This is a genomic window from Streptomyces sp. NPDC056580 (genome assembly GCF_042793175.1).
Taxonomy (GTDB): domain Bacteria; phylum Actinomycetota; class Actinomycetes; order Streptomycetales; family Streptomycetaceae; genus Streptomyces.
The window spans coordinates 216076-234279 of record NZ_JBHTVE010000006.1; the positions used below are offsets into that span (position 1 = coordinate 216076).

Consider the following 18204-nt stretch of genomic DNA (forward strand, 5'->3'; position numbering starts at 1 on the left):
GCTGGAGAGAGGCCGGATGCCAGGTAGTGGTGCTGGCCGCTTGCCGGCGCCCGTGTTCTCTGCATCAGCGGGTTGAGTGGTGCACAGCCATTTGGAAGTGGGTCACTTATGCGAAGTGTGGATGTTCATCGGCCTGTCCTGATGGTGAGGGTCGGGGGGCCCTCCGTGTAAATCCTTGAGCGATGACGCGAGCAATGCCCAGCATCGGCGTCGACGAGGACCACGACTCCTCAATGTTTCCGCTTCGCTGCGTAGTTGAATATATGCGCAGAGCAGTCAACGTGGCGCGAAGTCCTCTTGAGACGGCCTGCAGGCTGCAAAAGACTGCTGCGGTAGCAAGGCCGCGCCTGCATCCCGGGAGCCGCGGCACAGCAGTCACGATCGCAATGGAGGAGAACGCCGATGCCCGACGCCAGCCGTCGAGACGCTGCACACTCGATCACGCTGACCGACGGCACCGCCACGCGGACCCGCGAGGCGGGCCCCGTCGACCTGGTGCCAGTCCAGGAACTGCACCGCCGCTGCTCGCCGGGCAGCCGAACCCTGCGGTACCACGCGGGCAAGTCCGGGCTGTCACCTGCCGAATGGGGTCAGTTGTCCAGCCCGGAGCGCGGCACCACGCTGGTGACCGCTCCGGCCGAGCGTACGGACCACATCATCGCCATGACGAACGTCATGCGCACACGCCAGCAAGGGGTGGGGGAACTCGCGATCCTGGTCGAGGACGCGTGGCAGGCCAGGGGGCTCGGCACCGCGCTGGCCGAACATGCGGCGACCTTAGCCCGCCGCGAGGGACACCACACGCTGACCGCCGCGGTGGTGGCGAGCAACAAGCCGATGCTCCATGTCCTGGGGAAACTGGATGCGACGCCGCTCGACGCCACCGGGCCCGTGCTCGACCTCCGCATCCTGCTCTAGGTCCAGCTTCGACGATCACGGGTGATGGATCACGGTGGGTTGACATCCTCGCCCTCCTTTAGGTGGGCGAGGATGTCAAGGCTGAGACGTGCTGTTCAAGAAGCGCCGTCTATTCGGTCGAGCAGAGCCTTAGCCTCGACTGTGCGGCGATGGTCCGGACCGAATGAGGCCAGACAGGCATCGTGAGCAGCTACGGCCTGAAGGCGAGCTTCGGTGCCGCGGCGTAGTCCCAGGAGGGCAGTGGCCACGGCCAACTCTATGGCGCCGGTCTCTGAGCGGCTCTCTCCCTCGGGCAAGCTGCGGCGCAGCTCACGGGCGCGTTCCGCCTCGGCGAGGGCCTCTTCGTGGCGGGCTTGGCCGTTTAGGCTGCGTGCCAGGCCGAGCCGCAATGCCAGAGTCAACCGGTCTGGTTCAGGATAGGCGGCCAGGGTCTCGCGGGCGCGTGCCTCGGCTTCCGGGTGACGCTCCTGCGCGCTGAGAGCGAAGACCAGCCCATTACTGGCGGCCCTTACTACGTTTTGCGACTCCCCTGTACCGCGGCTTGCGGTCTGGGCGACGGCCGCACACTCTGCCTCACACTCGGCGTACCGACCGAGCGCGGCCAGCGTCTGGGCGCGGTCGGAGCGCAGTTTCAGGGTCTGCCAGTGATCAGCTCCGAAAGATTTTCCGACGGCCGGCAGCACTTCGTCGTATATGGCGAGAGCGTCGGCGTGGCGGCCTTGGGCGCCCGTCGCGTTTGCGGCGATGCTCAGTGCCAGCGGTGTGTACGTGTCATCGTGTGGCAGCGACCGGGCCACGGCACGGGCCTCGGTCACCGCCTCTGCGTAGCGCCCGGCCGTGTACAGGGCCATGGCCCGTGACACAGGGGGTTCAGTCGTCCGCTTGGCGCGCAGTCGGAAGAGTCTCATGGCCCGAGGATATGGACATTGCGCGTGGGGTTCGGCCAAGGGGCGGGGCCGACTTCGGCGCGGCCTCAAGCAGCGCGCCCACGGTGAGGTGGGGATCGTGCCGATTCCGTTTCTGCTGGTGCGGTTTCTCCGGGAGCACCTGGAGGAGTTCGGTACGGTGGAGGACGGTCGGCTGTTCTCCAGCGAACGGGGCAGTCGCGGCCTCGTCGTCGGCCGCCCGGGCGGGCCGGCCGCCTCACGTGCTCGCTGCGGCCCAGCGCCCACACCTCACCGCAGCGGGTCCTGTGCCACACCTACGGACGGGGCAAGGACCAGCACGTGCCTGTCCCGGGCTGGCCCTATTCGGTGATCTGTGCGCTGAACACCGGGCAATCACGGTACGTGGACATACCGACGGCCCCCGACCAAACACACAGGTCAGGGGCCGTTCTCACTGCTCGCGGAGCGGAGGCGGTGGGATTTGAACCCACGGTGACATCGCTGCCACGACGGTTTTCAAGCCTTCTCCCGGCGCTCGAGCTGTGCTTTGGTCTCTTCCTGCACGATCTCGCTCCAGGCAGTATGACTATGTGAGCCAAGACCAGGGGGCGGACCGATTGACGGCAGCGCTTCGTGACTCGGAATCGGAATCGTGGTCTCGAAGAGCCGCGGCCGGCCGACAGCTTGCGGCGTGGGCCGAGCGGGAAGAGGTCGGCCCGATCATTGAGCGGCTCCTATTGGACGCCCATGACACCGCAGTTACGCAGGAGACGGCGCAGGCCTTGCTCGAACGGAGGGACCTGGTCGGTCTGCGCGCGGTGCTGGCGGCGCTGTCGCGGGCTGAGGAGTGGTGGACCGCCGACCAGCTCGACAGCGAGGTGTTCGCCTACCAGAGTTGGATGATCGCCGACGACCGGACGGACGAGTTTGTGGACCAGCTTGTGAAACTCGCCGCCGACCAGGAGAAGGGAGTCCGTGACGAAGCCTTGCGGCTGTCACGGCCTAGGGAGCAGCCATGAGTAAGCGTCGGTACGTAGCCAGAGGCGTGCCGGGCGGTTACCGGATCTGGGACAACCGAGGGCGCCGATGGTGGGGCGATCTTTACGAGCTGTGTCCCGATCTTCTACTGGTCGAGCTGAACGGCGCGGCCGACAGCCGAAAGATCACGGCTCTGCTCAAGCAGTACCGAGCCCAGAAGCGGTAGCGGCAGCGCGGGGCCGTCTCCGAGAAAAGCCGCTTGTCAAGACTGCGTGCGGCAGCTGACACCAGCGGTTGACACCAACAAGCACGAACAGCAGCGGTCGACGCCGGACCTCCGTGGACGATCGGCCGAGGGGTAGGACCGGTGGGCCGACGTCGACGGTCCGCGGTGATCGACCTGATAAGGATGAGGCCAGATCTTCAAGTCTGTGCCGCCCGGATGATGCGTGGATCAACTGCGGACTACGCGGGAGGGGCGTAGGGGTTCCCGTTGGACACTGGTGGGCCTCCCCACGGTGCCCCCGGTGGCGGGACAGGAACCCGGTCCGGCCCGCGGTGATCCAGCTACCACTTACCGATGGTGTGGAACTTTTCCTCGAAGCTGCCGCCGCAGTTGAGGAGCGCGGTGATCGGTGCCCGCAGGCGGGTACGGTGGCCGCCCGTTTCGTAGATCACGAGGGTCCGACTCTCGAAGAGAGACTCGATCTGGATGGCTTGGACGCTCGGCCACGGGGTGGTCCTTCGGCGGAGGTTGTGCACGACGGCCCGAACCGCAGGACTGGATCGACTACGTACTGCACCGGGCCTGACCGTGCGGGACGCGCGGACTCTCGTCACCGGCACCCCGCGTCCGTGGCGTGACGTGTCGGGCACGACCGTCCCTCCGCCACGCGGCGGTCGTCACGACCTTCGTGCTGCCCCTGCCCCGGAGAGCGACGCCCCGGAAGTGACCTTGGGTTACGGCCGGTCACCATTGCGATCCAGGTGGCTGTGCCGTAGGTTGTGCCAAACTTTCTACTGACTGGTAACACCGGCAGGTATCCCATGCGCTGGCCCGTCGGCCGTCCCACCACCGTCCGCGCGCGGATCGTGGCGCTCGCCCTTGCCCCGGCCGTCGCCCTGATGGCCCTGTGGAGCTTCGCCATGGTGTCGGTCACGGCCGAACTGCGCGCGCTGATCAGGCTCCAGGGGGTGTACGAGGACTTCGGCACCCCCGTGGACACCGCGATCGGGCAGATCCAGATCGAGCGCCGGATGTCCGCCGCCTATCTGGGTGCCCGCCTCGACACGGCCGCCGCCGGCAACCTGCTCGGACAGCAGCGCCGTACCGACCGTGCCGTCGACGCCATGCGGCACGCCGTCCGGGACGGGGACCGCAGCCGGCTGACGGGCCGGCAGCGGCAGGCCCTGGACGCCGTGGTCACCGCCACCGGGAACCTGGAAGGGCTGCGCGAGCGCGTGTTGTCCAGGGACATCACCTGGGACCGGGCGGTGGACGAGTACAGCGCCCTGGTCGAACCCGGCTTCGACGTGCAGTCCACGCTCACCGCGCTCCAGGCCGGACAGCTCGCCCGCGAGGCACAGGTCGTCATCGAGCTGGTACGGGTACGGGAGTTCGTGTCCCGGGAGGACGCCCTGGTCGCCGGGGCGCGGGCGGCCGGAACCCTGACCGACCGGCAGTACGACGCCCTGACCGCGACCATCGAGGACCGGCGTGTCTTCGAGCGGACGTACGTGCCGGACCTGCCCGCCGACTCGCGCGGGTTGTTCGAGCAGTTCCAGCGCGGTGACCTGCACCGCTCGCTGGCGCGGAGCGAGGACGCGCTGTTGCGGGCCGGTGCCGGGCGGGCCGGGAAGGCCGTCGCCGCGGACACCTGGCGGTCCACCACCGACCGGGCCGTCAAGCGCTACATGCAGCTGTGCACCCGTTCCGCAGAGAACTCCGCCGTGCGCGGCCGTGCCTTCGCCTACCGCGAACTGACCAAGGCCGCCGTCGTCGGCGCGGTCGGGCTGGCCGCGGTGGCGCTGTCGCTGTGGTTGGCGGTGCGCGGCGCGCGGCGCATCTCACGCCGCCTGGAGATCCTGCGGGACGCGGCGGACGTGCTCGCCTCCCGGAAACTTCCGGACGTCATGCGGCGCTTGAGCGCCGGCGAGGAGGTGGACGCGCTCGCCGAGGCGCCGCCGCTCGCCGCCGACGAGGTCAGGGACGACGAGATCGGGCAGGTCGGCCGGTCGTTCAACACCGCCCGGCTCGCCGCCGTGGAGGCCGCCGTCAAGCAGGCCACCCTGCGCCGGGGGCTGTTCGCGGTGCTGCTCAACATCGCCCGGCGCAACCAGGCACTGGTGCACCGGCAGTTGAAGCTGGTCGACACCCTGGAGCGGCGTACCGACGACCCGGACGCCCTGCGCCAGTTGTTCCGCATGGACCACCTGACGACCCGTATGCGCCGGCACGCCGAGAGCCTCATCATCCTCTCCGGCGCGGCACCCGGCCGCCGCTGGCGCAGGCCCGTGCCGGTCGCGGACGTCGTCGCCTCGGCGGTGAGCGAGATCGAGGACTACACGCGCGTGGTGGTCCCGCCGATGCCCGAGACCGGCGTCGCGGCGGACGCGGTCGCCGACATCGCGCATCTCCTCGCCGAACTGCTGGAGAACGCCACGATGTTCTCGCCGCCGCACACCCAGGTCACGCTGCGCCCGGGGCGGGTCGGCAACGGCTTCGTACTGGAGATCGACGACCGTGGCCTCGGCCTCGACGCCGAGCAGCGCGCCCAGGCCCACCGCACCCTCACCGACCCCGACGCCTTCGACCCCACCCGGCACGACCGGCTCGGCCTGTACGTCGTCGGCCGCCTCGCCGCCCGGCACGGCATCGAGGTGAACCTGCGGGATTCGCCGTACGGCGGTACGACCGCGGTGGTGCTGCTCCCGGAGGAGGTGCTGGCCGACGTGGAACCGGCGGCCGCGGGTCCCGGGGTCGGCGCCGAGGCGCTGCGCCTGAGGCAGCGCTCGGAAACCGTCGCACCAGTGACGGAGGTGCCGTCGAGGGGGCGGAGCACGCCCGAGGCCGCCCCCGAGCCGCACGACACCCCCGCCCTGCCCACCCGCACCCGCCAGGCCTCGCTCGTGCGGGAGCTGCGGGAGGAGCCGCCGCCCGCTGACCGGGCACCGGACCGAGGAATGGACCCCGAGGAAGTGCGGGCGATCTTCGGCGCCTTCCAGCGGGGCCTGGATCGCGGCCGCAGAGGCCTGCCGGTGACGGGCACCCCGGAGGGCTCGCACGCCCAAGCAAACGAAGGGACGGACACCGACGATGCACGGTGACGAACACACCCCCGAGACCCCCGCCCCACCCGCCGGCGCGCCCGGCACGAACCTCGGCTGGCTGCTGGACGACCTCGTGGCCCGCACCGACCACGTCCGCCACGCCGTGCTGCTCACCGCCGACGGCCTCCCGCTGAGCAGCTCGGAGGGCATGCGCCGGCGGGACATCGAACACCTGGCCGCCGTCTGCTCCGGTTTCCACGGCCTGGCCCGTTCGGCGGGGGAGCGGTTCGAGGCGGGAGAGGTGCGGCAGACCATGGTCATGCTGGAGGACGCCTACCTCTTCATCACCCCGGCCGGCCACGGCAGCCGCCTCGCCGTACTGAGCGAGGCGCGGACCGACGTCGGACAGCTCGCCCACGAGATGGCCCTGCTCGTCCGCCGCCTCGGCCGCCACCTGGACGCCGGCACCCGCTCGCCCCTCTGATCCCGCGGTGAGCGACGAGCACTGGTACGAGGACGAGACCGGGTCGATGGTGCGCCCCTACACCGTGACCCGGGGCCGCACCCGGCCCTCGGACCGGCATGCCGTCGACCTGTTGTCCCAGGTCACCGCAGTGGGGCCGGACGGCGCGGCACAGCCGGAGCTCGACCATGCCCGCGCGTCCCTGCTCGACCGGATCCGCCGCGGCCCACGCCCCGTGGCCGAGCTGGCCGCGGACGCCGACCTGCCCCTGACCGTCGTCCGTGTCCTGCTCGGCGACCTGGCCGAGGCCGGACTGGTCCGCATCGACCGGCCCCGCCGCGTCCAGGCCACCGGCCCGGCAGCCGATCCGCAGCTGCTGCGGGAGATCGTGGAACGGCTGAAGAAGCTTTGACATCCTCGCCCACCTAAAGGAGAGCGATTCCCGTCTGCCGCACCGCTGTCGGGTGCGGCTCCGGGCGGGTTCCCGCTTCGTAGCCCTGTGCGGGGACGGGTCTCGACCGGCTCCCGGAATCCTGACACCCCCAAACCCACGCCCCCGCCACAAGCAAGCCGGGGCAGGCCCTCATCCTTCGCGCCCATCCGTCCGTACCGCGCACCGCTGAGACCGGGGACCAACTCCGGTGGCCGCAGGGAACGGCGGGGCCTGAAGGAGAAGGCGGTCGGCTGTTCTGAGTGCGGCCACGTTCCCAGAGGGCGTTCGGGACCCCTGCCGGCGAGAGCCTTGGCGGCTGCACGGGGAGCAGGGAGGGGCCCGTCAGCCGGGCGGGCACGGTCCGGGCCCCTCATCCGCGCACGCGTGCATCGGGGGTGCACGCGCACCGTGCTCAACGCCTGAGCGGCTGGGTAGGTCACGCCGCCTTGCAGGTGTGCGACTGAGTCGCTAGTGCGGGCCGTGTCTGCCGAGGGCCGGGATGTGGCAGCTCGCGGCACGCTTCTTCGTGGTCGCCTGTGACGCGCCCGGTCGATGTTGGCACTGTGCGAGTGGGGCCGCTCGCCCGTCGCGAAGCGGCCGAGGAGAAGCGCGTCGATGACGTTGGCGGGTGAGTCGTGTCGTCGACGTTGAGCCGGATCGGCAGCGCGTCGTACGGGTTCGCGGACGTGCCGCCATGATCCGGCACGACCGCGCCGCGCGCACAGGGCTCCCGGGCCCTTCATACCTGCGGGCCGGTGGACGGGTCGACCGTAGTGCGCGCGGTGCGTTCTTTCCCGGCAGCCGGCCGGGTCAGGGGCGCTGGTCGCGGAACGACGTGAGGAGTCCGCCCGTGCGGCGGCCCTCCACGGTGACCGACACCCGCCCCAGGTCGAGCCCGTCGAGGCCGATGACCTTCGTCGTGTTCCGGACGCGGACGGTGACGGAGTCGATGCCCCGCACCCGGGAGAGGTCGAGGGGCGCCCGGCGCGGCCTGCGATGAAGATTCAGGTGCAGCCGGGTGAGGCCGGGGAAGATGGCGGCGAAGTCGGGCAACTTTGCCGTTTCCGCTACCCCCTTGAGCCGCAGGGTCGTGATCGAGGGCAGGGCGATCTCCGGGAGGGCGATGCCGTCGGCGAAGCCGAGGCTCAGCGTGGTCAGCAGCGGAACGGCCTTGAGCGCGGAGAGGTCCAGGCCGACTGGCACGCAGCTGAGCACGAGTTCCCGGATGCCGCTGTCCGCGAGCGGTTTCAGGGACAGCGTGGACGTCGGATTGCGTACGTGCAGGCGCCGCAGCCCAGTCAGACCGCCGAGGGCGGGAAGCTCCGATGTGCGGTGGTCGGCCGTACCCAGCGCGAGGGACACCACGGAGTCCCGGTCGAGGACGGCGGAGAGCTCGTGGATCAACGACGGCTGGGGGAGCGACAGGTTCGGCGCCTCGGGGAGCTGGCGCAGACACGCCACCTGCTCCGCGTTCGTCACCGGGATCTCGATGTCGTCGCAGCGGCAGCTGGCCAGGATGGACTCGGTGAACTCGACCGTGTCGAACCGCGGCCACGCGTTGACGACCTCCTGCCGGACACCGCGCTGGGGCGCGTCCTTGTACGCCTGCATCCGCTGCAGGGCGGCCGGGCCCCCGATCAGCCCGATCGTGCGCACGCTCGCGACGGCCTGCTCCTCCGTCATGTCGGCCGGCCCCGATAGCACGTCGAGGACCACCGAGCCCGCCTGCGCCAGGTTTTCCGCCTCCTCGCGGGTGGCCGGAGGGATGAGGAAGGCTGCGCGGCTCATCACCTCCGCCCTGACCGCCGGGTCGAGCGTCGTGGCGTTCTCCAGGCTCGCCGCGGCCAGGAGGTGATAGCGGCGCCGCTGGGAGGGACGCTGGTCGCCGATGGCCACCAGTTTGCGAAGCAGTTCGGCGCGCTCGCGTTCGCGGGCGTGGCCGACGGCCATGCGGATGACGTCCTCCCACTGGTCGTCGCCGGCGTTCTTGGCGAGCAAATCCAGGTCCGAGGCCTCGACGGCTGCCTTCGCGCCAAGGTAGTCCTGAAAGGTCCTGTGGATGAAGTCGACCGTGTCCGGTGTGGGTTCCCGTAACAGCCCGCTGCGCAGCAGCAGATGACGGAACACTTGGTGCGCGCCATCCAGCGGGACGACGTGTGGCATGGAGGGCAGCCGTTCCCGGATGATGCGCACGGCCAGCGCCTGGGTCGCCTCCGAGCGCCCGTTGCGGATGAGCCAGTACGCGAGCCGCTGGAGGAGTTGGACCTGCTGCTCCTCGGTCAGCTGCAAGCCCTCCGGCGCGATGACCTCCCGCTCCTTGTCGCGGCGGACCAGGAGCATCCGCAGCGCGGCCGCGTACAGGTCCATGCGCCCCTCGGGCAGCTGCGAGTGCCGGTCGCGGTGCAAAGCGCAGATCACCGAGCACATCAGGGGATTGGTGGCGAGCTGGTACAGGTCGGGCTTGCGGCGCAGGGTGACGTGCAGGGCGGCACGGTACTGCTCCACCTCGGTGCGCTCCTCGGCGTCCCCGAGAGTCGACAGGGCCGCGTCGTGCCAGCGGTTGACGAACTTGTCGATGTCGCGCTGGTTGAGGGGCAGCAGGTCGAACTCTACGAACCCGAGGTCCGCAGCCCAGCCGATCGGGACCGCGGAGGGGCGCGTGGTCACGAGGAAGAACGTGCGCGGGTAGATCTCGGTCAGTTCCGTGAGCCACCGCTTGGTCAGCAGCCTCTTCGACTCCGAGATCTCGTCGATGCCGTCGACGAGGACGATGCCGCGCCCGCTGTGCAGCACCCGGTCGGCCCAGCCCTTCGGTTGCGCGCCGTCCAGCATGCTGCCGGCCATGGCGAGGAACTTGTGAGCGGTGGGGAGCGTGGACTCCTGCGCCAAGCTGCGGAGCGGGAGGATGAACGGGACACGGCCGCGGAGGAAGGCGAGCTCGTCGTCGAAGTCGTTCTGCGCGGCGCTGACGGCGAGCCACTGGGCCAGTGTCGTCTTGCCCGAACCGGCGGGGCCCCGCAGCACCACACGGTGCTTCCCGGTCAGGGCCCCTTCGACCCGGAGCCGGTGGGTGGCCGAGACACCTCCGTCGCGGTTCTGCGCCGAGAGTTCCAGGCTCAAATAGGCCGTGTCGAGCGGCCATCGGGCCTGACCGGGAGCGCTGAGGTCGAGCCCGAAGATGGCGAGCTTGCCGTACTTGAGCCCGAGGTGTTCCAGGTAGCGCTGCTCGAAATCGGCGTCCTGGCTGCGCGGCGGGGGAAGCCGCGCCGTCAGCACCTCCATGCGGCGCATGGTCTCGTCGATCATGCGGGTCTGCGTGATCAGCGTGGCCGGGATGAAGGCCGAGCGCTGCGTGAAGAACTGCAGGATGTGCAGGCAGCAGACGTCGAGCAGGGAACGGTAGAGGTTCGTCGCGTCGGCGCTCATGTTCCGCGTCGAGTCGTCCGCCGCGGCCGACAGCTTGCGCGCCAGCTCGACGTGCCCGAGGTGGACCGCCTGCACGTCCTCCATCTCCAGGTCGCCGAGCGAGAGCAGGGTCTTGGTCAGCGCGTCGACCACGGCTATCCGGTCACCGTCGTGCACCGCCGGCTCGTACGGGTTCGCGGCGAGGGTCCGGCTGATCAGCTTCTCGCTGATCTTGCGTACGTCTCGCTCGTCCAGGGTGCGCTTCTGGCCACGCCAGCTGACCAGGTTGGAGACACGGATCGGCTTGTTGATCAGGTCGGCGCCGCTCTCCTCCCGCACGAACAGCTTCGCCACGAGCGGCTTGATCAGTGTCGAGGCGACTCGCGCCGCCATCCCCAAAGCCGCAGGCTCCACCCTCGACCGCCTTTCAGCGAACCGTCGCGTCGACATCAGGTTAGAGGCGCGGAGGCCCTCTGTCGCCGCTGCACCGAGATCTTTGCGGCTGCGGGTCCTGGCCGGCCGCGCCGAACGGGCCGAACTGGACGAGTAGGCCGGTGTCGGTTCAGCTGCTCGTCGTCGACGACGCGGCAGTGCTCCGGGTGGTGAGCGGCGTAGGCGCGCGCGTTGTCCAGCTGGTCCCCGCGGCTGACGGAGGCGGGCAGCGGCACCAGGACGGCGGGCTGTTCCAGGGCGGCGAGTTCGGCCAGGGCGGTGGCCCGCTCGGCCGATGGCGAGGTCCGCCAGGGCCAGGGCGTAAGGCATGTCGTCGTACAGGTACTCCAGCTGCCAGTAGCCGGGCCAGCGGGCGAGTCGCGGGTCGAGGTTGCCGTTGCCGACAACGTGCGATCGTCCCCGAAGACATCCAGGCGTTCATCCGAGCGATCACCACGCCTGAGGACTACCTCCTCACCCGCGAGGTGTTCGCCGAACGGAACATCGACAACGTCAAGTTCTCTTCGAAGAGCAGCAAACGGCGCGTCAACGCAGCGAAGTTCCGCGCGTGGGAAGCCGCGCCGGCACTCGCCAGGCGGCGGGCCGAGCAGGTCATCAACGAAGGCATGCTGCCCTGGGGCGGCACCCACGGGAGGGCGCCATGCCGTACGAGTGGCCGCCGCTGGTGCCGGGAGACCCTGACGAGATCGCGCGCCGGGTCGCTGCCGTACTCGAGGAAGCCTGGGAACGCCTGGCGAGCAAACAGCAGGATGTGCTCGCCAGGTTCGTCGACAACCCGCGTATGCCGTACACGCTGGCCACGCTGGAGGAGTTCAAGCAGTCCATCCGTGAGTTCCGTCAGCGCGTGGACCCAGCAGTTCGTACGGCGGCAGCTCCCCTACCTGTAGGAAGCCGGCGGCCGGAAGGCCGGCGAGGCCCTGGGCATGATCTTCACCTGGACCACGTTCCACGGGGGACGCTCTCCAGTCGCTCGCGGCAGACTCCTACGCCGACTTCCTACGCCGCTCTGAGGAAGCCGAGCGGATGGCCAGCCAGTTTTATCGCGTAGCGCGGGAAGCTGCGCGCTGTTGGCGGCAGGCAACATGGCCGCGAAGCTGGCCGCGAAGAACCTCGCGGATCGGCTGGCCACCAAGTACAAGCTGACGTACGTCGTCTACCGCAACGGGGCGCGGGTTCCGGTGCGCGCGTGGGCCGAGGCCACCAGGCTCGCGAAGTCGGCCGTCGCCTACAACGCAGGCACTCTCAACCGAACCCGCCAAGCCGGAGTGACCACGGTGGAGGTCTTCGACGGAGCGGACTGCGGCTGGACCGCCCACCAACACCCCGAGAAGGCCAACCACACGGTGCGTACTGTCGATGACGCGGCGGATTGGCCGATCTCCCACCCCCGTTGCCGTCGTGCCTACGGGCCGCGCCCGGATCTCACCGGATCGACGAGCGCGGCTTCCGGGATGACGTGATCGCAACCGTTACGACTCGGCCCAGTACTTGCTGAGCATCTCGCCGGGCCAGGCCGGTTCGCGGACCTTGCCTTGAGGCCCCATCTCCTGGAAGTAGGCGCGCCTGCTGGCGTTGATGCGGGAGGAGGCTGGGGACCGGGAAGGCGCCGAAGCTCTAGCCCGGGAGGCTGCCGACCACGGCAGAACCAATACGCGACTTCTACTGAACGGTCAGTGTTTGGCCGACCTGCTTGAACTGCGTGCCGATGCGCGCGGCGAATGCTTGGGAGACGGCGCTGACGCTACCGATGGAGGTGCTTGAGGCAAATCTGTGCGTTCCCTGCAGCGTCATGTTCTCTGCGAGCTCGCCGGAGTCGTCGAGGAAGAAGAGGGTCAGCGTCAACGTGGCGGCGTTCAACGTTTCGGTTCCACCCGTCACAGCACGTCGGGTGCTCGCATAGTTGGCGACATGGCTGCCGTCCTCGTAGACTTCACCGCCTTCGAACAGCCACCATCCGGCTGCATCCTCCACGTTTTGCAGGTTGAGCTGCTGCAGGGTCAGGTTCAGCAGCGGTGGGAGCTGCGCCGCGCCGACCCCATGCACGGCGCTGGCAGAGTCGGCTACCCAGCCTGTCACCGTGCGCGTGTATCGCTTCGGTGGGCTGGCGGCCATGTCCCAGGCAAAGTCGTGGGGAACGGTGGGCGGTTGGGTATCCTCAAGCGTTCCCTGGGAGTTGCTGGGCACGCCACTGCTCAGGAGTATGCGTCGGCCACTGCTGCCCTGGAGCCAGATGCCGCGGTAGGCCACTGCCTGGTCTGCGCCCAGGGAATCCGGTGGCACAGTGAAGGCGAGGGGTATCAAGCTCGGAGAGGACGCGCGGGCGAACGCCCAGCGGTGCGCGTCCTTTCGGACGTCGCGCAGTATGCCAAATTCGTGCGCGTCACCGTTGTCCCCTCTCGCCTGCCAGAAAATCGGCCGGATGCCATCTGGCGCCATGAATACCTCGACCTGCTGATCGGTCCCAAAGGCGTTGGCGCCTGGAGTTCCGTCCGATTTCAGGCCGGAGTAGCCGCGAAAGACGACGTGTGAGCTCTGAGGGGCCGACAGGAGTTGGCCAAATTGCTTTCCCGGTGTGGGGGCGGCAGCCGGGAAGCCGATCTTCGCGAGTGTGGCAGAGGCACCGTCTACGGCGACTGTTCCGGTGTTGTGCCCACGCCAGCCTTCCACGGTCAATTGATTGGCGAAGCCGTTGGCAGTGGCGACACGCGGCAACTTGAGGTTGACGAAACCGGCGTTGATCTTCTCGGCGACCTGGGCGGGCGTGAACACACCCGCTGTGAATTCAATGGTTCGTTTGACGCCATCGATCGTCACGTCGATCCGCTCTCCGTCGACGAATGTGGCCGTTCCGCCCGGGAACGGAGCCCCCTCGTGCCTCGCGGGAAGGCCGTTGATCATCCGGAACGGGCTCGAGGGGCCACCCGGCGGGGTTTGGACGACGCCCAGCGCGGCCGCAACCTGCTTAGGGAGTTCCCCCACCCCAAACGCGCCCCCCACCACCTGTACGTTCGGTCCAATCTGTGGCGGGAGGCGGGACTCGCACCGGCAGTTAAGCAGAACAGATTGGTTGTCGTCGATGTAGTAGGGCGGTTCAGTCAGTCCTCCGTCGACATAACAGTCGACGTACCCGTTGCCGCCCTGGCTGGACTCGTAGATGCCCGCTTCGCAGCTCAACGTGATGATGTGTTCGAAGTGGCACCCTTGCGCGTCCAGACCGTGGGTGTACGTTGCCCAGAAGCACTCCTCGGCGAAAATTCTAGAGACCTGAGACTGATCCACGGAGAAGGGTTCGCGAACGTCCGGAAAGTCCGGGTGGGTCTTGCGCCCGTCGAGGTCAATTCCACGTTGCCAGTTCACCAGGTACAGACTCTCCGCCCAGATCCGGCTCTGCGCGTAGATACCGCGTCTGGCACAGCGCTGTTGCGGCGACCCGTCAGACTTTGTCCGAACCAGGGCGAAGCCCTCGAAGTGCGCATTGGCTCCGGAAGGCGCCACTACGATGAAGCCGTCCCGGTCAGGCGGAAATATCAACGTGGTCACGCTGCCCTGAGGCCTACCGGCACCCACGGCTGTGCGCACCATCCCGCCGTCGCCCCGGAAGTGAACTGGGGTGGTGACCCGGATGGGAGCTTGGTCGATTCGATATCGCCCAACGGGTATGTCGACGATCCCTCCGCGTTTGCCGAGGGCATCGATCGCCTTGACGAATGCGGCAGTGGAATCTGCAGTACCGGATGCATCAGCCCCGTGGTCCAGGACATTCTCACTCATGTTGATCTGATCTCTCTCGCGGACTACGGAGGCCAGGACGGGAAGTTCCCCACGGCAACGATGCCGCGGACAGAATCGAGACGACCACGGCCCGGCCAAGGGGTCGTCGATCCCCTTTCAGCGTCACACCAGAGCGGCGCGCTCGCAACGCCGTGAGAGGACAGGCCTGGACGGCAGTGCAGGGTCGGCAAAAGGGCCGTCTCAAGTACTCGGTGAGCTCTCAAACGCCCCTTGGGTGTGGCACACACCCGCTTGCGGAACAGCAAACAGACCGCCTCGGGAAGGCCGACGAGCGTGATGCGCGCCTCGAGCACGAGGGGCCGGCCCGCGCCCTGAACGCCTCCAGTGCGCCAGACCGCGGGATCTGGAATGGGCCCGCCTGGCAGGAGGAGGATTCCTGGCAGGACACCGGGCTTGTCACCTTCGACCTGTGCCCCGAGACGCCGGCCGCGCTGCGTGCCGAGTGCCAGTGCACCTGGCGCGGCCCATCCCACCCGGTCGGCGACAGCCCGGAGACGGCAGCGGTCGCGGTGAAGGCCGCTTGGGAAGAGCACCTCACGGCCAAGACCGAGGCGATGTATCCGGTCGACGTCGCCGACGACTTGGACGACCTGTTCTCTCGGTTGTGCTCCCTGGCCCAGCAGCAGCCGCTCGCGGCGATGGCCGCGCTGCGCGAGCTGGAGGGGCGGACCGAGCCGCTGCGGGTGATGGCCATGGCTCGCGCCCGGCACCGGAAGGAGCCCTGGCAGAAGCTCGCCGACGCGCTCGGCGTGACCCGCCAGTCCGCGTGGGAGAAATACCGGTTCGCCGGGAACCCCGAGGACGTCGAGGCCGCGTACGTGCAGACTCTTCCGCGCCTCGACCTTGACGGCCAGCAGTCGGCGACCACCTGGCGCTGACGTAGCCCAGGATCGTCGGCACCGATTCAGACCCCGCCCGTCAGAACGCGTCGGCGTCCGGTACTCGATCGGCGTGCTGCCCATTGAGCGCCCCTTTACCGGCTCGCTGCCTCCCAGGACCGGAGGAGGGGAGCGTGCTGCTCTCCTCGCTGCCGGTAGGGCTCGTTTCGCGGGCGGTCCGGGCCGTGGTGTGGAGAGCGGGTGTGCTTGCCCTTCTTGCGGCAGGCGCGGGCGCAGCCGTCGAAGTCCGCGGTTTGGTCGGTCACTTCTTCTTCCGTGCTGCACGCCGCGCGGCGCGCCGGGTCTCGTGGTTCGGGGCCGGCAGGAGCGGGCAGCTCCCGCCAGCCGAACGGGGACTCGCGGTCGTCGAGGTCGACGACGACCTCGCCCAGGCTGACGAGTTCGGTGGTCCAGGTGACGCCGGGCCGGGGCGTGTGCTCGCCCCGGGGCGTGGACGACGGGGCGGTCATGGTGGATGCGCCACCTTTCGTGGCTTGGGTGCCCTGCCCGATTGTCAGACCCGACACGTACGCTCCCTGCGCAACCGGGAGTTGCGAGCCGCTCCTCTCTGGGGCTGCTGTTTCAGGAGGCGTGTTGAGGCCACGCGTGGACTCTGAGCAGGCTGTTGCGGAGATGCGGGCGGTTGGCTTGGAGCCGCTCGAGCCGTACCGCAACGCGCGGTCGCTCTGGAAGCGTCGGTGCGGCGGTCGCGACCGTATTGTCTCGCCGACTTTCGACTAGGTGCGCCGCGGTTCGCTGGGATGTCGGCACTGATGCAGCGCCTCCTTCGCCTGCCTCCAGCCGAGAACGCTTCGGCGTCTGAAAGGCGCGCTTCGCAAGACCATCACGCGGCCTAACCCGCTGGCGCCGGATCGCGCTACCGGGTCTATTCGTAGTGCACCGGGCTTCAGCCCGGTGGTGAAGCGAATCTTCAGCCTGCTCTGACCTCAGCTACGGGCACGGATCCGCACTGGTCACCTCGGCCAGCGTCAGAGCGTCCGGTTCTGCTGCTCGATGCACTGCTTGACGATGCTGAGTGGCGCACCGCCGACCGACCCGGCGAAGTACGAACCAGACCAGAGGTGTTGTGCCCGCCAGTAGTGAGTGGCGGACGAGATCCTGGGAACTCCTGGCGGAGCCTGCCGGAAGACACGCCCTTGAGGGAGTTCACCAGCCTGGACACGGCGACCTTCGGCGGCAAGTTCACCAGCAGGTCATGCGAAATACCCAGTGAACCCTTCTCATCCTGTGGTTCGGGGCTGATGGCGATGGGTTGGTTGGGGTTCGTGATGCGGCAGGGCTCCTGGTCGTTCGGTTGGCGATCTCACTCATCAACGCTTGGACGCAGGAGCCCTGTTGGTCTCGCATTGGTCAGATACTTACCCGGAAAGCGTCAGGTCCCTGACAATGGTGTGGGAGATAAGCGGATGGCGTCCCAGGCCGGCCAGGTGAACAGGACTCGTAGCGTGCCCTGGAGCGGGAGCATCGCAGCGTCACTCACACGTCACCGCCGAGATCCACCGGATGCTCCTTATGGAGTGCGGCCTTGGCTCCGCGACCGGAGCTGACCAGGGCTGCCGTGGAAGCGGCAATGGTGACGGCGAGTAGGGGCATCGTAACCAGATGGGCTGTGTAAACGGTATTCATGGTCAATGCTGCGGCGCAGGCGATGGCTGTCGTCGTCACGGCGAGTGCCACGGCAACCCCGGACAGGGCAAGCGGCCGCAGGACCTTGACAGATGGCCGGCACCGGGTGACGGCGACGGCCGGTGTCACGGCCATGGTGATGAGGAACGCGGCCGGCCCAAGTACCGCCAAGGCCCCGATCAGATAGGAGATCCGGTCGATCGGGTCGATGGAGGCGAACGCCAGGAGCAGCGGCGCGATCAGCCATGTGGGCAGCGTCGGGAGTAGAGCCACCAGCGGGCGCCACGCGGTCCGGTTGCCGGTTCTGGAGGTTTCCGCAAGCAGGGTGAGACCGCCGACCAGCAGGATGAGCCCAGCGCCGTACATGGCGTACTGCGCAACGTCGAGCAGTTGCCACACCAGGTCCGGAGCCAGCCCGGGTTCCTCGGACAGGACGAAGTGCAGCATCGGCAGGGCATACAGTGCGGCGCACCAGGTGACCCAGGTGGTGGCGATGCTTGCCTGCATGCGGCGACGTCGCCGTTCGGCGGACTCTTCGGGCATCACCGGGCGAAGCCACGCCCGCAGCGCGCCGACAAGGAGGTCCGCGACGGCGCGTGGGCCGGCGCCGGTGTCCTCGACCAGTGCTTCTAGTTCGCGACCGTAGCGCTCTCTGAACGAGGGAGGGTATGCCCGCAAGGCCACCCGGGCCGCCATGTTGATCACGCGTTTGCCACCCCCAGTCGGGTCAGTCCGGTGCGTGCGAAGCGAGCCATCGCCCGGAGCCTGTCGTCGAGCACGGTCTGGCCTTCCGCGGTGATGCGGTAGGGCCGCCGGCGCTCGTCCTCGTCCAGCGGCGCGACCAGGCCGCTTTCCTCCAGCCGCGCGATGGCGGCATACAGCGTGCCTGGTCCCAGCCTGATGGACGTCTGCTCCTCGACATCCTTGGTGATCGCGTAGCCGTGCTTGGGGCCGTCGGCCAGGCTGGCCAGGATCAGCAACGCGGGTTCGGCCCATCCGACGCGGTCCCGTTGACGCGGCATCAGGCACCTCCTTCATCCCTAGCGGCTACTACGTTATACGATACTGCGTCGTACGTAG

At 68.7% G+C, this 18204-nt stretch carries 14 protein-coding genes and 3 pseudogenes; 9 read left to right on the forward strand and 8 right to left on the reverse strand.

Going from position 1 to position 18204, the window contains the following annotated elements:
• The first annotated feature begins 402 nt into the window (after positions 1–402).
• Complete coding sequence (locus tag ACFQ9Z_RS14765; protein WP_383016359.1) at positions 403–918, forward strand: GNAT family N-acetyltransferase; 516 nt, start codon at positions 403–405, stop codon at positions 916–918.
• 95 nt (positions 919–1013) lie between these two features.
• Here the strand turns inward: ACFQ9Z_RS14765 and ACFQ9Z_RS14770 are convergent, their stop codons facing one another.
• Positions 1014–1826 (reverse strand): tetratricopeptide repeat protein, encoded by an 813-nt coding sequence (locus tag ACFQ9Z_RS14770; RefSeq protein WP_383016362.1) that lies wholly within the window; start codon positions 1824–1826, stop codon positions 1014–1016.
• A gap of 234 nt (positions 1827–2060) precedes the next feature.
• On the opposite strand from ACFQ9Z_RS14770, the pseudogene ACFQ9Z_RS14775 reads away from it, so the two are divergent.
• The 6 genes and pseudogenes from ACFQ9Z_RS14775 to ACFQ9Z_RS14800 form a co-directional block, all read left to right on the forward strand.
• Positions 2061–2228 (forward strand): annotated as a pseudogene (locus ACFQ9Z_RS14775) (transposase); the annotation flags it as partial.
• Positions 2229–2395: 167 nt separating this feature from the next.
• A complete protein-coding gene (locus ACFQ9Z_RS14780; protein WP_383016365.1) occupies positions 2396–2824 on the forward strand; it encodes a hypothetical protein in 429 nt (142 codons plus the stop codon).
• Positions 2821–3009 carry a hypothetical protein gene (locus tag ACFQ9Z_RS14785; RefSeq protein ID WP_383016368.1) on the forward strand — a complete coding sequence of 63 codons (189 nt, stop codon included), beginning with the start codon at positions 2821–2823 and terminating at the stop codon, positions 3007–3009. Before ACFQ9Z_RS14780 ends, ACFQ9Z_RS14785 begins: the two co-directional genes overlap by 4 nt.
• Before the next feature lie 821 nt (positions 3010–3830).
• On the forward strand, positions 3831–6110 hold the full coding sequence (locus ACFQ9Z_RS14790) for a nitrate- and nitrite sensing domain-containing protein (protein WP_383016371.1): 2280 nt from the start codon (positions 3831–3833) through the stop codon (positions 6108–6110).
• Positions 6100–6537 carry a roadblock/LC7 domain-containing protein gene (locus tag ACFQ9Z_RS14795; RefSeq protein ID WP_383016374.1) on the forward strand — a complete coding sequence of 146 codons (438 nt, stop codon included), beginning with the start codon at positions 6100–6102 and terminating at the stop codon, positions 6535–6537. The genes ACFQ9Z_RS14790 and ACFQ9Z_RS14795 overlap by 11 nt, the downstream gene beginning before the upstream one ends.
• A 7-nt stretch (positions 6538–6544) precedes the next feature.
• Positions 6545–6928, forward strand: a complete 384-nt coding sequence (locus ACFQ9Z_RS14800) for a DUF742 domain-containing protein (RefSeq protein ID WP_383016377.1) — start codon at positions 6545–6547, stop codon at positions 6926–6928.
• 560 nt (positions 6929–7488) lie between these two features.
• Here the strand turns inward: ACFQ9Z_RS14800 and ACFQ9Z_RS14805 are convergent.
• Positions 7489–7655 (reverse strand): annotated as a pseudogene (locus ACFQ9Z_RS14805) (DUF5925 domain-containing protein); the annotation flags it as partial.
• Between the two features lie 104 nt (positions 7656–7759).
• Entirely contained in the window at positions 7760–10747 is a 2988-nt protein-coding gene (locus tag ACFQ9Z_RS14810; RefSeq protein ID WP_383016380.1) for an NACHT domain-containing protein, read from the reverse strand.
• A 1142-nt stretch (positions 10748–11889) separates the two neighbouring features.
• Here ACFQ9Z_RS14810 and ACFQ9Z_RS14815 point away from each other — a divergent pair.
• Positions 11890–12267 carry a hypothetical protein gene (locus ACFQ9Z_RS14815; protein ID WP_383016383.1) on the forward strand — a complete coding sequence of 126 codons (378 nt, stop codon included), beginning with the start codon at positions 11890–11892 and terminating at the stop codon, positions 12265–12267.
• 199 nt (positions 12268–12466) lie between these two features.
• On the opposite strand, the gene ACFQ9Z_RS14820 is transcribed toward ACFQ9Z_RS14815, so the two are convergent.
• On the reverse strand, positions 12467–14578 hold the full coding sequence (locus tag ACFQ9Z_RS14820) for a glycosyl hydrolase family 28-related protein (RefSeq protein ID WP_383016386.1): 2112 nt from the start codon (positions 14576–14578) through the stop codon (positions 12467–12469).
• Between the two features lie 152 nt (positions 14579–14730).
• Here ACFQ9Z_RS14820 and ACFQ9Z_RS14825 point away from each other — a divergent pair, with 152 nt between their 5' ends.
• Positions 14731–15477 carry a hypothetical protein gene (locus tag ACFQ9Z_RS14825; protein ID WP_383016389.1) on the forward strand — a complete coding sequence of 249 codons (747 nt, stop codon included), beginning with the start codon at positions 14731–14733 and terminating at the stop codon, positions 15475–15477.
• 95 nt (positions 15478–15572) lie between these two features.
• On the opposite strand, the gene ACFQ9Z_RS14830 is transcribed toward ACFQ9Z_RS14825, so the two are convergent.
• The 4 genes and pseudogenes from ACFQ9Z_RS14830 to ACFQ9Z_RS14845 form a co-directional block, all read right to left on the reverse strand.
• Entirely contained in the window at positions 15573–15947 is a 375-nt protein-coding gene (locus ACFQ9Z_RS14830; RefSeq protein ID WP_383016392.1) for a hypothetical protein, read from the reverse strand.
• A 519-nt stretch (positions 15948–16466) separates the two neighbouring features.
• A pseudogene (gene tnpA / locus ACFQ9Z_RS14835) lies at positions 16467–16690 on the reverse strand (IS200/IS605 family transposase); the annotation flags it as partial.
• Positions 16691–16974: 284 nt separating this feature from the next.
• Positions 16975–17829: a hypothetical protein gene (locus tag ACFQ9Z_RS14840; RefSeq protein ID WP_383016395.1), complete on the reverse strand. Its 855-nt coding sequence runs from the start codon at positions 17827–17829 to the stop codon at positions 16975–16977.
• Positions 17826–18146, reverse strand: coding sequence for a PadR family transcriptional regulator (locus ACFQ9Z_RS14845; RefSeq protein WP_069782265.1), 321 nt, complete (start codon positions 18144–18146; stop codon positions 17826–17828). The genes ACFQ9Z_RS14840 and ACFQ9Z_RS14845 overlap by 4 nt, the downstream gene beginning before the upstream one ends.
• Between the last annotated feature and the right edge of the window lie 58 nt (positions 18147–18204).